This is a genomic window from Streptomyces sp. NPDC087270, assembly GCF_044744625.1.
Lineage (GTDB): Bacteria > Actinomycetota > Actinomycetes > Streptomycetales > Streptomycetaceae > Actinacidiphila.
This window is the reverse complement of record NZ_JBIUYR010000002.1, coordinates 222,926-237,312: the sequence shown is the minus strand read 5'-3', so window position 1 is coordinate 237,312 and position 14,387 is coordinate 222,926. Positions and strand designations below refer to the sequence as shown.

Annotated in this window: 11 protein-coding genes; 4 read left to right on the top strand and 7 right to left on the bottom strand. The window is 72.8% G+C overall.

The features are described from left to right. Positions 1 to 91: 91 nt before the first annotated feature. From ACIPAE_RS04520 to ACIPAE_RS04510, 3 genes are all read left to right on the top strand, one after another. The gene (locus tag ACIPAE_RS04520; protein WP_402442853.1) at positions 92 to 523 is read left to right on the top strand and encodes a Fur family transcriptional regulator; all 432 of its coding nucleotides are present in this window, start codon (positions 92 to 94) and stop codon (positions 521 to 523) included. Positions 524 to 701: 178 nt separating this feature from the next. Next, a complete protein-coding gene (locus ACIPAE_RS04515) occupies positions 702 to 1,472 on the top strand; it encodes a class I SAM-dependent methyltransferase (RefSeq protein WP_402443301.1) in 771 nt (256 codons plus the stop codon). An 11-nt stretch (positions 1,473 to 1,483) separates the two neighbouring features. Continuing rightward, complete coding sequence (locus ACIPAE_RS04510) at positions 1,484 to 2,488, top strand: NAD-dependent epimerase/dehydratase family protein (RefSeq protein WP_402442851.1); 1,005 nt, start codon at positions 1,484 to 1,486, stop codon at positions 2,486 to 2,488. 46 nt (positions 2,489 to 2,534) lie between these two features. On the opposite strand, the gene ACIPAE_RS04505 is transcribed toward ACIPAE_RS04510, so the two are convergent. Then, positions 2,535 to 3,536: an aldo/keto reductase gene (locus ACIPAE_RS04505; protein ID WP_329369621.1), complete on the bottom strand. Its 1,002-nt coding sequence runs from the start codon at positions 3,534 to 3,536 to the stop codon at positions 2,535 to 2,537. Between the two features lie 320 nt (positions 3,537 to 3,856). Further along, entirely contained in the window at positions 3,857 to 5,395 is a 1,539-nt protein-coding gene (locus ACIPAE_RS04500) for an MFS transporter (RefSeq protein WP_402442849.1), read from the bottom strand. 161 nt (positions 5,396 to 5,556) lie between these two features. On the opposite strand from ACIPAE_RS04500, the gene ACIPAE_RS04495 reads away from it, so the two are divergent. After that, positions 5,557 to 6,492, top strand: a complete 936-nt coding sequence (locus ACIPAE_RS04495; RefSeq protein WP_402443299.1) for a helix-turn-helix transcriptional regulator — start codon at positions 5,557 to 5,559, stop codon at positions 6,490 to 6,492. A gap of 103 nt (positions 6,493 to 6,595) precedes the next feature. Here the strand turns inward: ACIPAE_RS04495 and ACIPAE_RS04490 are convergent, their stop codons facing one another. From ACIPAE_RS04490 to ACIPAE_RS04470, 5 genes are all read right to left on the bottom strand, one after another. Further along, positions 6,596 to 7,204 carry a lamin tail domain-containing protein gene (locus ACIPAE_RS04490; RefSeq protein ID WP_402442847.1) on the bottom strand — a complete coding sequence of 203 codons (609 nt, stop codon included), beginning with the start codon at positions 7,202 to 7,204 and terminating at the stop codon, positions 6,596 to 6,598. Between the two features lie 373 nt (positions 7,205 to 7,577). Continuing rightward, positions 7,578 to 9,329, bottom strand: a complete 1,752-nt coding sequence (locus ACIPAE_RS04485; RefSeq protein ID WP_402442845.1) for a RyR domain-containing protein — start codon at positions 9,327 to 9,329, stop codon at positions 7,578 to 7,580. Next, a complete protein-coding gene (locus tag ACIPAE_RS04480) occupies positions 9,329 to 10,186 on the bottom strand; it encodes a RimK family alpha-L-glutamate ligase (protein WP_402442843.1) in 858 nt (285 codons plus the stop codon). Before ACIPAE_RS04480 ends, ACIPAE_RS04485 begins: the two co-directional genes overlap by 1 nt. Then, positions 10,183 to 13,152, bottom strand: coding sequence for a TIR domain-containing protein (locus ACIPAE_RS04475; protein ID WP_402442841.1), 2,970 nt, complete (start codon positions 13,150 to 13,152; stop codon positions 10,183 to 10,185). Before ACIPAE_RS04475 ends, ACIPAE_RS04480 begins: the two co-directional genes overlap by 4 nt. Positions 13,153 to 13,184: 32 nt before the next feature. Beyond that, positions 13,185 to 14,183, bottom strand: a complete 999-nt coding sequence (locus ACIPAE_RS04470; RefSeq protein WP_402442840.1) for an NAD(P)-dependent oxidoreductase — start codon at positions 14,181 to 14,183, stop codon at positions 13,185 to 13,187. Positions 14,184 to 14,387 lie beyond the last annotated feature (204 nt).

Genomic DNA, 14,387 nt, shown 5'->3' with positions numbered 1-14,387 from the left:
CACAATGGGCCGCCCGGACGGGTGCGCGAGACGTATCCGGGGGTGATCGAGAAGACCGGGAAGCCCGGGAAGACCGAGAAGGAGGCAATCGGTGGACAGCACCAAGCAGCCGGTGCGCGGCCGCTCCACCCGACAGCGCGCCGCGGTCGCGGCGGCCCTCGACGAGGTCGACGAGTTCCGCAGCGCGCAGGACCTGCACGACCTGCTCAAGCACCGCGGCGACTCGGTGGGCCTGACCACGGTCTACCGCACCCTCCAGTCCCTCGCCGACGCCGGCGAGGTCGATGTGCTGCGTACGGGCGACGGCGAGTCGGTCTACCGCCGCTGCTCCGGTGGCGGGCACCACCATCACCTGGTCTGCCGCGGCTGCGGCAAGGCGGTGGAGGTCGAGGGGCCGGCCGTCGAGAAGTGGGCCGAGTCGATCGCGGCCACCCACGGGTTCGTGGATGTCGCGCACACGATGGAGATCGTCGGGACCTGCGGGGAGTGTGCGGAGGGGGAGCGCCCCGGCGGGTCCGGCTGAGCGCGGCGCGGCGGGCGGCGCGGGCGGCGACTGGCGGCTTGGCGGGCTGTGGCCGACGGGCTGCGTGCTGTGGGCGGATCATCGGCCGACCGGATAATCGGTTGGCCGTCCGTTGCCACCGCGGAACACTGGCGCCGTGCCTTCCGACCCGCACCCGCACCCGTACAGCGACCCGCACATGGACCCGGACCCGTACAGCGACCCGGACCCGTACGTAGACGCCGCCGCGCTCTACGACCTGCTCAACCCGTGGGACCCCGACCTCTACCCGGGTGACCGCTTCTACGCCGGGCTGCTGGCGGCGGCGGGCTCGGTGCTGGACGTCGGCTGCGGTACGGGCGCGATGCTGCACCGGACGCGGGCCGACGGGCACCGGGGGCGGCTGGTCGGGCTGGACCCGGACCCTGACGCGCTGGCCCGGGCGCGGCGCCGTACGGACGTCGAGTGGGTCGAGGCGGCCGCGACCGGCGCGGCGGCCTGGGACGGGGAGTTCGACCTCGCGGTGATGACCGGGCACGCCTTCCAGTTCCTGGTGGCCGACGAGGAGATCCGCGCCTCGCTCGCGGCGGTCCGCGCCGCGCTGCGCCCCGGCGGGCGGTTCGCCTTCGAGACCCGGCACCCGCAGGCGCGGGCCTGGGAGGAGTGGAACCCGGCGAACGCCGCCGACGTCACCGGCCCGGGCGGCCGGCCCCTGCGGGTCTGGCACCAGGTGGAGTCCGTGGCGGGCGGCGTCGTCGCCTTCCACGGCACCACCGCCGCGCCCGACGGCACGGTGCTGCGGGTGGACCGGGCCGAGCTGCGCTTCCTCGATCCGGCCGCCCTCAACTCCCTGCTGGCCGAGGCCGGTTACGAGATCGAGGCGCAGTACGGCGACTGGGCCGGCGGACCGCTGGACGCCGCCAGCCGGGAGATCGTCACGGTCGCGCGGCGGCCGGCCGGACCGGCGTAGGGTCGGCCACCATGCGTGTACTCGTACTCGGCGGCACCTCGTTCGTGGGCCGCGCCATCGTCGACGCCGCCCTGGAGTCCGGGGCCGACGTGACCCTCTTCGGCCGGGGCCGGACCGGGGCGGAGCTGTTCCCGGGCGTGCCCCGGCTGCTCGGGGACCGGGACAGCGGGGACTACGCGGCGCTGGGGCAGGGCGGCTGGGACGCCGTGGCCGACGTCAGCGGGTATCTGCCGCGGCATGTCGGTCAGGCGATGGACGTGCTCGGCGACCGGGTCGGGCGGTACCTGTTCATCTCCAGCCACGCGGTGTACCGGCGCGAGGGCATCGCGCCCGGCTCCGACGAGGACACCCCGCGCCGCCCCGCGGTCCGCGACACCGAGGAGCTGAGCGAGGAGACGTACGGCCCGCTGAAGGTCGCCTGCGAGGACGACGTCACCGCGCGGTACGGCGCCCGGGCCACGATCGTGCGGCCCGGGAAGGTGGCCGGCCCCTACGACCGGTCCAGCGCGTTCACCTACTGGGTGCGGCGGGCCGCCCGCGGGGGCAGGGTCGCCGTGCCGGGCGACCCGCGCCAACCGGTGCAGGTGGTCGACTCCCGCGACCTCGCCCGGCTGGTGGTCCGGCTGATCGCCGACGACCGCCCCGGCGCCTTCCACGCGGTCGGCCCCGCCGAGCCGACCACCCTCGGCGGCCTCATCCACACCTGCGCCCGCATCGCCGGCACCGAGGTCGAACTCGTCCCCGTGCCGCCCTCCACCGCACCCCTCCCCGCGATGTTCCCGCTGATCCGCCCCAACTGGCCGACCCAGCAACGCGACCCCTCCCGCGCCCGCGCCGCCGGCCTGCCCGCCACCCCGCTGGCCACCACCGCCGCGGACGTCCTCGCCTGGGACCGGCAACGCGGCGAGCCCCCGCTGGAGTACACCTTCACCCCGGCACAGGAGCGCGCGGTCCTGTCCGCCCACGCCGAGCCCGCCCACCCCCCGGCCCCGCCGAACGCGCCCACGGCCGGCTGAGCACCCGCACCCGCGCCCGCACGTGTCCGTGGGCCGGGGCCGGGGGTCAGCGCTCGCTGTCGAGGTGCTGCATCTGGGCTTCGTCGTACCGGGTGCCGGAGGCGGCTCCGGGCGGGATCGCGGCCTCGATCGCGGCCAGTTCGGTGGCGTCGAGGGAGACGTCGAGGGCGCCCAGGGACTCGGCGAGGCGGTCGCGGCGGCGGGCGCCGATCAGCGGGACGATGTCGTCGCCGCGCGAGAGCACCCAGGCGATGGCGGCCTGCGCGACGGTGACGCCCTTGCCGTCGGCGACCTCGCGCAGGGCCTCGACCAGGGCGAGGTTGCGGTCGAGGCGGTCGCCGGAGAAGCGCGGGTAGCGGTTGCGGAAGTCGGTCGGGTCGATGCCGCGCTCCTTGGTCCAGTGGCCGCTGAGCAGGCCGCGGGAGAGCACCCCGTACGCCGTGATGCCGATGCCCAGTTCGCGGGCGGCGGGCAGGACGGCCTCCTCGATGCCCCGCGAGAAGAGGCTGTACTCGATCTGGAGGTCGCAGATCGGCGCGGTGGCCGCGGCTCGGCGCAGGGTGTCCGCGCCGACCTCGGACAGCCCGATGTGCCGCACCCGCCCGGCCTGGACCTCCTCGGCGATCGCGCCGACGGTCTCCTCGATCGGCACGTCCGGGTCGACCCGGGCGATCCGGTAGACGTCCACGTGGTCGGTGCCGAGCCGGTTGAGGGAGTACGCGAGGAAGTTCTTCACCGCGGCGGGCCGGCCGTCGTATCCGCTCCAGCCGCCGCCGGCGTCCCGCAGCGCGCCGAACTTGACGCTGATCGCGGCCTGTTCGCGGCTGCCGGGGCGGGCGCGCAGGGCGTCGCGGATCAGCAGCTCGTTGAGCCCCATGGCGTAGAAGTCGCCGGTGTCGAGCAGGGAGACGCCCGCGTCGAGGGCGGCGTGGATGGTGGCGGTGGACTCGGCGTCGTCGGTCGGGCCGTAGACCGCGGACATGCCCATGCAGCCCAGGCCGATGGCCGAGACGGTGGGGCCGGTGGCGCCGAGGGTGTGGGTGCGCATCGGGATCTCCTCGTGAGGACGGGTGGGGCGGGGGTGGGGTGGGACGGCACAGGGCGTACGGGCGGGGGGCTGGGCGTCACGCGGGGTGCGGCGGGGGAGCGCCGCTACGGGGGCGGGTCGGCGTCGGGCATTCCCTCACCGTCGCACGCGGGAAGCGGATCTTCCGTGCGTTCGCCTCGTCGCCGGGTGCCCGGCGTGTCCCCCGTTTCGAGGTCCGCACCGGCCCCGCCCCCGGCCCGCCCCCGCCCCGGCGTGGGACCGCGGGACCGCGGGAGGGGTGGGACTGGCGGGACTGGCAGGACTGGCGGGAAGCCCTCCGCTCACACCACCCTGCGCGGCAGCCGCAGGCTCAGCGCGACCGTCGCCGCCACCGCCACGAGCTGCGCGAGCAGCGTCCACACCAGCGCGTCCCGCACGCCGATCGACGTCGACAGGCTCAGGAACAGGGTGCCGAGCGTCGCGACGCCCAGCGCCAGCGCCGACTGCTGGGTGGTGGCCATCGCACCGCTGCCGACCCCGGCCTGCGCCGCGGGCACCTCGCTCAGCACGATCCGGAACACCACCGGCAGCACCAGGCCCTGCCCGAACCCGGTCACCGCCATGCCCGGTGCCAGCGCCCACACCCCCAGGTGCGGCCAGCCCCAGAGGAAGGTGGCGGCCAGGATCAGCAGGCCCGCGGCCTGGGTCAGCGACCCTGCGGTCACCGTGAGCCGTCCCCACCGCGCGACCATCCGCGGCCCGAGCAGCGAGGCGGCGAAGAACGCCGCGCACAGCGGGGCCAGCGCCGCGCCCGCCAGCAGCGCGCTGAACCTCAGCCCGTCCTGCATCGCCACCGCCACCACGAACATGAAGCCGCCGAAGCCCAGGCAGAACGGCACGATCAGCATCAGCCCGCTGCGCACGCTGTGGATACGGACCAGCGACGGCGGCAGCAGCGGGTTGCCGCCGGTGCGCTCGCCGCGCGTCTCCACCGCCACGAACGCGGCCGCGGTGAACGGCGACAGCGCCAGCAGCGCCCACGCCCACACCGGCCAGCCCGCCGCGCGGCCCTCGGTGAGCGGCAGCAGCAGCGCGACCAGCGTCACCGCGAGCAGCCCGGTGCCGGCCCGGTCGATCCGCGCCGGGTGCTGCGACCTGGTCTCCGGCACCGTGCGCAGCGCCAGGACGAACGCGACCGCGGCGACCGGCACGTTCACCAGGAAGATCGCCCGCCAGCCGCTGCCCGCGATGTCCGCGGAGACCAGCACACCGCCGAGCACCTGCCCGACCACGCTGGCTATGCCCGCGGTCGCGCCGTAGTAACTCAGCGCCTTGGCGCGGCTGCTGCCGGAGGTCGCGGACTGGATGGTGGCCAGCGCCTGCGGCAGCAGGAGCGCCGACGCGGCGCCCTGCGCGACCCGCGCGCCGACCAGGCTCCACGCGTTGGGCGCGAGTCCGCAGGCCAGCGAGGTCAGCGCGAACAGCGCCAGGCCCCACAGGAAGAGGTTGCGGCGGCCGAACATGTCGCCGAGCCGGCCGCCGAGCACGAGCAGCACGGCGTACGCGACGCCGTAGCCGGCGATCACCATCTCCAGCACCGCGGAGCCGGCGTTGAGGTCGCGGTCGATGGTGGGCAGGGCGACGTTGACGATGAAGAAGTCGACCATCGGGAGGGCGGCGCCCAGCAGGACGGTCAGCAGTCCGAGGGCGCTCAGGCCGGGGGAGGGGGCGGGGGTGGTGCCCGTGCCCGTGCCGGAGCTCTTGCCGGTGCCGGTGCCGGCGCTGTTGCCGTTGCCGGTGTGCCGGCCGGTGCCGAGGTGGGTGACCCGGGGTAGCACCTGGGCCCGGGATGTCAGGGTGTGTTCCATGCGTTCGGTCACCCGGCCAACGATGGACCTCTGCTCAGGGGGGTACCAGAGAGCGTTTATCCAGGTATGAGCACCACCTGGCAACGGTCTGCGGAGTGCGGCACGCTGGGAGCATGACACCGACCGCGCCAGGCGCCGCCCGTACGGTTTCCGCCCGTGTGGCCTCCGACCGCATGGCCGCAGGCCGTACGGTTTCCGGCCGCAAAGCCGTGGACCGCGTCGAGGCGGTGGACGCCGGGGTGGCCGCCGAGAGCCGCCGGCACGAACTCGCGTCGTTCCTGCGCAGCCGCCGGGAGCGGATCTCGCCGGAGCAGGTCGGCCTGCCGCCCGGCCGCCGCCGGCGCACGCCCGGGCTGCGCCGCGAGGAGGTCGCGCAGCTCGCCGCGGTCGGGGTGACCTGGTACACGTGGCTGGAGCAGGCCCGGGACATCCAGGTGTCCGGGCAGGTCGCCGACGCGATCGCCCGCGCGCTGATGCTGGACCGGATGGAGCGGAGCCACCTGTTCACGCTCGCCGGGGCCGCCGACCCGCATCCGGACCTGGACTGCCCGGGCATGTCCGCCACCGTGCGCGCCATGCTCGTCCAGCTCGAACCGCTGCCCGCCGCGGTCTTCAACAGCCGCTACGACATCATCGCCCACAACCGCACCTACGGGCGGCTGGTCGGCGACCTCGACCGGATGCCGCCCGAGGACCGCAACCTCATGTGGCTGGCCTTCACCGACCCGGTGTGGCGCGAAGGGATGCTGGACCGCGCGGAGAACATCCGGCTGATGGCCGCGAAGTTCCGCGCGTCCATGGCCCAGCACCTCGCCGAACCGGCCTGGAAGGCCCTGCTCAAACGGCTCCAGCAGGGGTCGCCGGAGTTCTGCGCGCTGTGGGAGCGGCACGAGGTGCTGGTCCAGCCCGACAGCCACGTCAAGCGCTACCTCAACCGCGATGTCGGCCTGCTCGCCTTCGACTTCACCCACCTGTGGCTCGGCCCGCGGCAGGGGTCGCGGCTGACCACGTACGTCCCGACCGACGCGACCACCCGCGAACGGCTGGACCGGCTGCACGCGTTGGTCCTCGCGGAGGAGGAGCGCAGCCGCCGGCCGCTGGCGGTGTGAACGAGCACCGACCCCCTGGGGCCTGGGCGTACGGCCGCCCCGCCGCCCTGGTGCGGGCGACGGGGCGGCACGGCGTGCTACGGCTCAGCGGTGGGCCCGCGGCTCAGCGGTGGTCGTTGCGGTGGTCGCCGGTGCGGTGATTGTCGGCGCGGTGGTCGCCAGTGCGATGGTCCCCGTTGCGGTGCTCCCCGTTGCGGTGGTCACCCGCGCGGTGGTCTCCGGCCCGCCCGCCGCGGTGCTCGTCGCGCTTGCCCCACGACTTGCTGGCGACCAGGTGCCCGCGGCTGTCGCGCAGGGTCGCGGTCTCGGTGGCGTGGGCCCACAGCAGGGTGCGGCTGTTCTGGTAGACGTCGCGCGTGGTGTTCCGGCCCGCGCCGGTGTGCACCCGTACGGACTTGTGGCCGGCCAGGGTGAGGTGGCTGAACCGGTAGACGTGGTGGTCGCTCGCGGACAGCGTCCATCCGTTCAGGTTGACCGCGTTGCGGCCGGTGTTGGCGACCGTGACCCACTCCGTGTCCAGCGCCCTGGCCGAGTGGGTGTCGCGCCCTGCGCTGTCGTGGTGGACCGCTCCCAGGACCACCGCGGAGCGCTGCGGGTGGTGGGCCGGCAGGTGCTGCCGACCGTCGGCGGCGGCGGCCGGCAGCGCCGCGGCGGCCAGCAGCGCGCCGGCGCCGATCGCGGCGGCGGTCATACGGGTGGCGATACGGGACATGTGTCCCCCTTCGTGCGGGTCCGGTACGGGACCGGGACGAGTGGTGCGGATACCCGGCGACCCGCCGGGCAACCTCACTGTGACCGCTTCACCACCCGTTGTGACGCATGATCGCCTCGCGTTACGGAATCCGGACATCTCGGTAACTCTTGCCTGTACCGGTCACCGTTCGGCCCGCTCGGGCGCGTCGCGCCCACCCCGCCCCCACCGACCCCAACCCCCGTGCCGACCAGCCCTCCCCGCCACCCCCGAGCCACCCCGAACACCCACTCGCCCCCACCCCCGTCCGAAGATAACGACGCCCTCACGTGGCACCCCTCTCGCGGACCGGGTGCGGCGAGGGCCACGGCCGGCAGGTTTCGCCGGCCCGCCCTCACATGCCGGCGGTCACCACGGATTCGCTCGTCCCGCTCTGCGGGGGCCGCAGCCGTACGACGTCGAACCCGGCGTCGGCCAGAACGAGGGCGATTCCGCGGACGGCTTCGCGGTCCTTCTCCCGGTCGGGCTCCGCGAGGGATTCCCATGGCACCAGGTCGGGATGGATGCGGCCGTCGTCGTCGCGCACGGGCCCGTACGACCAGCCCGCGGCCCGGCGTTCGGCGCTCCACCGCTCGTGCTCGTGCTCGGCCAGGGCCTCGACCTCCTCGGCCGCGAAGGCGAACGGCGCGGACGCGTCGTTGCGGAGAACCACGGTGCACCCCATGGCCGAGAGCTTCGCGCCGAAGTCCCGCACCTGGTAGCGATTGGCCTCGCGGAGGTTCTCGGGAAGGTCCTCCCAGGAGGACAGGGTGCCCGTGACCTCCACCCCGGCGGCACGCTCCGCCTTCCGCCGGGCCAGGTACCGCTCGTGAACCGAGCGCGCGATCATCTCCGTGAGGTCCTCGTCCATGGAACCGAGGCTGAAGGCGGCGTTCGTGGTGCCCCACAGCCTCAGTCGCCCGTCCATACCGTCCAGTGCCATGGCCGTTTCCTCTCCGTAGTCGAAAGCCGCGCCGTAACCGACGAGATCGTCGAAGCACACCACCACGCTGTCGGGGCGGGTCTGCCACAAGGCGGTGTCCGCCAGGGCCAGTCGCAGGGCTTCCCGCGGGTCGTCCTGGCACAGGTAGACACGCACGTGCGCCGCCCGACCGACAGCCGCCCGCGCCGCGACGGGCGGCGCGTCCTGGGAAGCCCGCAGCTCGCACGCCGAACGCAGGAAGGGAAATCGTCCGGTCATCTCCCCGACGATCCGGTCGGCCCCCTCCCCGACCAGAGTGATCCCCGGACGGTGCCCGTCAGGCAGTATCGGGGGCCACCTGCGGCGCGCCGACTCGATCACCAGGGCCCGGGCGAAGCCTCCGGTACCGACGACGATCAGTTCGTACGCGTCCTCGGCGGTGAGCGCGCGTTCCTCCTCGCGGGCCAGGGCCCTGGCGGCGAGCTCGTCCCGGTTGAAGAAGTCGAGGCGTACACGCTGCGATCCCCGACCGCTCCACCAGCGGGCCCGCAGCGCGTGGCACAGCTCCACGTCATCCATTTCGGCGTAGATGCGCAACTGGTCGGAGGCGGCGCCGTTGGCCGCGGCCAGGGCGACGGCCAGGTTGTGGGCGCTGTCGTCGCCGCATATGTAGACGGCCGCCGCGCCGCTCACTCCCGCCACCTTGAACGTCGCCGTGGAACGAGGGTCACCTGACACCCTGGTCGCGCCGCGCTCGGGATCGTCCGCGAGCGCGACGACATCGCCACCGGCGGATACCAGGGTCCGGGTGAGGACCTTCGCCGCCAGGCTGTCCCCGCACACGATGACATGTCCGCGCTTGCGCCGTACGCGGCGCTGGCGGATCTCCGCGGCGAACAACTGCCGCCCGGCCTCGAAGAACGCGTACGCGGTGGCGGCCGGTGCGACGAACCGCGCGACCTGCAAGGCCCACGGGAGATGCCCGCCCTGGCTGACACCGTCCGAGCTCAGGGCGAACAACTGGATGACGCAGTAGACGACTTCGAGCGTGTCATGGCGGGAGCCCGGCTGGGTCGCCAGCTGTTCCCGTAGACCGATGAACCCGGTGACGCAGGCGGTCACCACGGTGACGGCGAACCCTCCTCTGGCGATGGACAGGGAGGTCGCCCATCGACGCCAGTCCATCAGGAGGCCAGGAAGCGGGCGAATCGCGTGTAGGCGTCCTTGCCGTAGCGCAGGAACAGGTCCGGCTCGATCAGCTCCGCCTCCATCAGCAGCGGTGTTCCCTCCTGGCCGATGACGAAGTCGATCCGTGCGTAGGCCGCCGGTTCGGGGAGCGACGCCATGAGCTGGGCCGAGAAGTCCGCCATCCACGCTTCCGTCGAGACGGCCTGCACCTGACCCCCGTAGTGGTCCTGTACCCGGAACTCCCCGCGGGCCGGGATCTTGCGCACCACGTGGCTCAACTCACCGCCGAAGTGAACGGCCGAGTACTCTCCCTCGGACTCGACGGCGGGTTCGTACGCCTGGACCAGCAGTGCTCCTTGAGCCGAGCCTGCCTCGCCGGTCATGAAGTCGACCGCCGCGCGGGCGTCCTTCATCAGCCAGGTCCGCCGGCCGCCCGCGCCGATCACGGACTTCACCACCAGCCGGCCTGTTCCCAGCCGGTCCGTCAGCTCCTCGACCCGCGCGTCCGCACCCCGCGCGACGGTGACGGTGCGCGGGATGGGGATGCCCTGGTCCGCGAGTGCGCACAGGTAGCGCTTGTCGGCGTTCCAGCGGGTCAGCCGTGCGGAGTTGAGCAGTTGCCCGCTGTCGGCCGCGTCGATCCACTGGTCGAACCGGTCGATGTGTTCCGTGTAGTCCCACGGGGCGTGCAGCAGTATCCGGTCGAACCGCTGCCATGCGACGTTCGGGTCCGTCCACGGCCGCAGTTCGGCGCCGACACCCTGCGCGTGCAGGGCGTCCAGCAGGCCGGCGCTGTCCTCCATGCCGTTCGGGAGTCTGGAGGCGGTCACCAGTACGACACTCGATGCGTTCATGCCGACCTCTCGTCAGGGTGGACACCAGTGATCCCCCACAGCAGCAGGTGCATCGGGTCGGGCAGCTCCCGGTTGAAGTCGACCCATTGCATGTTCCTCAGCAGCACGGGTACCTCGGGCTGAGCGGCGCCGGCCAGCAGCACGGGTATGACGGGACACCGTCGTCCCAGGAACTCCTGGAGCACGTACCAGACCTCATCGCGCTGCCAGGGGCCGACGCCGCTGGGCCCGATCAGGACCGCGGCACAGGGCATCGTCTCCAGCTGGTCCTGGATCGCGACGATCCAGGGGGTGCCCGGAGAGGTCTCCCACAGGTCGAGCCACGGACGGATGCCGTGCTCGCGCAGCCGTTGCGAAAGGCGGGCGGCCGCGTCCTGATCGGCGTGGCTGTAGGAGACGAAGACGTCGTACAGGCGGCGCTTCTCCTTCAGCGCCACATCCGCCGACCGCAGCATCTGCGTCCGCGTCCGCGAGGCCGACGTTTCGATGGCCCGTACCTCGGGGGTCCGTTCCGGCGAGACCGGCTTCTGCGTGAAGTCGATCCGCGTGTCGCAGACACCGCAGGTGATCCAGTCGAAGCCGCGCTCACGGCGTCGGCGTACCTGCTCCGGCCCGATGCCGGTCGTACAGGAGGGGCAGACGACGGTCTGGACGCTGTCCACCGCGCCGCCCACGGCCACCCGGCTCAACTGGGAGCGGCACAGCTCCTCGAACAGTCCGCGCTCCGTGGTGGTCGCCGCCGCGTCGTGCCGGACGTCCACCTGCACCATGCCGCCGGCGTTCGGACGCACCCGGACCCACGAGGCCGATCCCGATGCCCGCCGGAACCGCGCGACGTGTGACCACAGCGCGCACTCGTCGAACAGGCCCGAGTACTCCAGGCCCGCGATCAGCGACGCGTGGACGTGGTCCGCGAGCGCACGGGCCCGGAACCCGGTCCGTCCGGCCAGCCGCTCCCAGGCCAGCTCGTCGTGCGTTCTGCGCACCGCGCTGGGGAAGCGCAGCAGCCCGTGGGCCGCGTCCCGGACCACCGCGCCGGAGTTGAGGAGTTCCTGGACGGCGGCGTGAACGATGTCCTCCTCATGACGGCGATCAGCCACCCGGTCCTTGTCCAGCAGCGGCACCCGGCCGGCCAGCACCTCGTCCTCCGACAGCGTGCCGTCGCCCTCGGGTACGCGCTGGGCGGCGATCACCAGCATCGACGCGTAGGAACCGACCAGCGTCGGCTTCAGCAGCACGAGGTCGCCGAAGCGGAGCCGGTGGACCAGCCCCTCGGCGTCCAGGTTCGACAGCAGCGCCCGGAACTCCGTCAGCGCCGGCTCGGGTACGCCGTTGCGCGTGCAGGCCCGGCAGAACTCGCGGAACAGCGTGCGGGTCTGCTCCATGATCCGACCGGTCGAGGTCTGCTGGAGGATGAACGCGCGCAGTTGCTGGAACTGGCTGTTGGAGGTCAGCGTCGGCACCTCGGACCAGTCGATCGCGCCGAGGATCAGCTCCCGCAGTTCGCCGATGTTCACGCCTTCGCGGGCGCTGGTCTCCAACGTGCCGACGTGGGATTCGACTTCCCTCTCCCAGTCGTCGGCGAGGGACTGGAGGCCCACGCTTCCGCGGTCGGTGCGCGCCACGACGACGACCCGCTTCGGGCCCGCGGCGCCCGGGGGCGTACCGAGCCTCAGCAGCGTCTCCCACTCGCGGATCTCGCTCAGGGGGTCCACGGCGTTCCGGTTGTCGAGCACCAGGAGCGCGATCGCGATGTCGGTCGCCTCGGACTGCTGCATCAGGCGGTACACCGACTGCCCGGCGAAGTCCCACAGGAACACCTCGCGAACGACCGTCCCCTGCTGGTCCAGGCCGATGTGGCGATCCATCAGGGAGACCTGCGTCCCATGGGTGGACTCGGTGGCCTGGAACTCCTTGCCGCACAGGGCGCGGCTCAGCGCGGTCTTGCCGACGCCGGTGTTCCCCAGCACCGCCACGCGGCAGTTCGCGTAGCGCGAGGACGCCGACTCGGTGGTCAGCTCCTCCACCAGCGCGCTGTCGTAGGAGCGCAGGCCGATGGCCCGGTCGGCTTCGCCGGTGCTGGCCAGATACGGAAGGCTCGGGTGGAACCGGGAACTTCCGTACCAGTGGTGGTGGTCGGCGACGTCCGTGAGAAGTTCCAGCAGTTCGAAGGTGTCGGCCCGGTAGACCCACAGGTTCGTCGCGTCGTCCTGCACGGCCAGCAGCTTGCCGTCGTCGGACAGCGAGAGATCGTGCGGTACCCCGCTGAAGCCCTGGATCGTGTGCAGCAGCCGCAGATCCCGTCGGTCCCACACCCGTACGGTTCCGTCGCTGGCGGCCGTGAACAGCGAAGCCGCGGTCGGACTGCCGAGGACGCGGATGACGAAGCCCTGATGCGCGGTGATCTCGGCGGCCATCGCACCGCTGTCCGGGTTCCAGGAACGTACCCTGCCGTCACGTCCGCCCGTGTGGACGAGGCCGTCGTCGCCGCTCCAGTAGGCGTCCTCGATCCGCCCTTCGTGGGCGGCGATGGTGCGCTGCATCTGCCCGGTCCGGGCGTTCCAGGTCCGGAGGGTTCCGTCGTAGCTGGCGGAGAAGAGCCAGGCGTCGTCCGTTCCCCAACCGACCGCGTGTACGTCGTCGGTGTGACCGCTCAGGGTGAGAGCTTCCGTGCCGGAGCGCACATCCAGGACGTGCACGGTGTTGTCGCGGCCGGCGACCGCCAGCCTGCGGCCGTCCGCGGACCACGCCGACGTCCATAACGCCTTCGGAGACACCTTGGTCTCCTTGGTCACCTGGCCGTCGAGGCCGACCAGGCGTACCACTCCCGACTGGGTCGGCACGGCGAGCACCTCGCCGTCCGGCGACCAGGCGACCCGGGTGATCACCTCGCCCCCGAAGGTCAGCGACCACCGCCGCTCGAACCGGCCCGGCCCGTCGGTCTCTGTTCCGTCCTCGCCCTGCACGTCCCGCCCCCAGAACCCTTGTTGTCGTCGGATCAGTACTCGCGGGCTGTGCGCACTGCGAGACGCGGCAGTCGTCCCTGCTGCAGAGCTTCCCAGCACGCGGCGAAATCAGTCACCACGTCCGACTCGGCGGTGATCCCCGCGGAATGCGAGGTGATCACCGTGCGCGGCAGGGACCAGCACGCCGCATCGGGCCCGGCCGGTTCCTCGGCGAGTACGTCGAGTACGGCCCGGCCGACGGCGCCGTCTTCCAAAGCGGCGGCCAGAGCTGTCATGTCGACGGTTCCTCCCCTGCCCACATTCATGAATGTGGCGCCCGCCATGGAGGCGAACATTCCGGCGTCGAAGAAATCTTCGGTTGCCGATGTCAGGGGCAGTGTCGAGACCACCCACCGCGCCGTCGGCAGGACTTCACGCACCTGCGTGCCGGTCACCACGCGGTCGAATCCGGCTTCGGCGCGCTGCCGGGTCGCCACGCCCACGGTCCGCACGCCGCAGTTCCGGAGCGCCCCGCTGACGGCCGTTCCGATCGCTCCCACCCCGAACACCACCGCTGTCTGCCCGCCGGCCAGTTGCGTGGGCCGCCGCTGCCACACCCGCTTCCGGTGCTGGTCGAGGTAGCCGGGAACGTCCTGGCAGTCGGCCAGCACCCACGCCAGCACGTACTGGCCGATGCGTTCCCCCATCCCGCCGACGGTGCGGGTGAGCAGGGCGCCGTGCGGCCACCGCCCGCCACGGAGCACCGTGTCCACGCCGGCGTTGGTGCTGTGGAACCACAGAAGCCGCTCATCGCGCAGGCCCGGCGGAAGGTTCGGGCCCACGTACACCAAGGGCCCGCCGTCGGGCCGAGCAGAGCCGGCGGCGGTATCCGCGCGTCGCTGAACAGCTCGCCCGACGACTCTTTCCAAGGCGCGGACCAGTTCAGCGGAGAGAGCCTCGTCGGCGATCACCCGTGCGGAAGAAAGGGCATGGGACAGCGCTTCCGCGTCAATGTCCTCGACCGACCTGGGATTCCCTTCCGAGGCGCCCAATCACCCTTCCCCCTGTTCCGGTCCGCTGCGCGACTGACGCAGGTATATCCGACCCCGCTTCCTTCCGCCATCGTATTGTTCGCGCGGGCTCGACGGCCCGGACATGACGGAGAAGGGAAGCGGCGCGGTGTCCCAACCCCCGGGCATGCCCGGGGGCGGCGCCTCCGCACGAAGCGCCGCCCCCGGGGGTGAGGGGCCGGGTCC

Bases quoted from the DNA above. Each gene is read 5' to 3' on its own strand.
- ACIPAE_RS04515 (WP_402443301.1), top strand. From the start codon at position 702: ATGGACCCGGACCCGTACAGCGACCCGGACCCGTACGTAGACGCCGCC.
- ACIPAE_RS04510 (WP_402442851.1), top strand. From the start codon at position 1,484: ATGCGTGTACTCGTACTCGGCGGCACCTCGTTCGTGGGCCGCGCCATC.
- ACIPAE_RS04505 (WP_329369621.1), bottom strand. From the start codon at position 3,536: ATGCGCACCCACACCCTCGGCGCCACCGGCCCCACCGTCTCGGCCATC.
- ACIPAE_RS04495 (WP_402443299.1), top strand. From the start codon at position 5,557: ATGGCCGCAGGCCGTACGGTTTCCGGCCGCAAAGCCGTGGACCGCGTC.
- ACIPAE_RS04490 (WP_402442847.1), bottom strand. From the start codon at position 7,204: ATGTCCCGTATCGCCACCCGTATGACCGCCGCCGCGATCGGCGCCGGC.
- ACIPAE_RS04485 (WP_402442845.1), bottom strand. From the start codon at position 9,329: ATGGACTGGCGTCGATGGGCGACCTCCCTGTCCATCGCCAGAGGAGGG.
- ACIPAE_RS04480 (WP_402442843.1), bottom strand. From the start codon at position 10,186: ATGAACGCATCGAGTGTCGTACTGGTGACCGCCTCCAGACTCCCGAAC.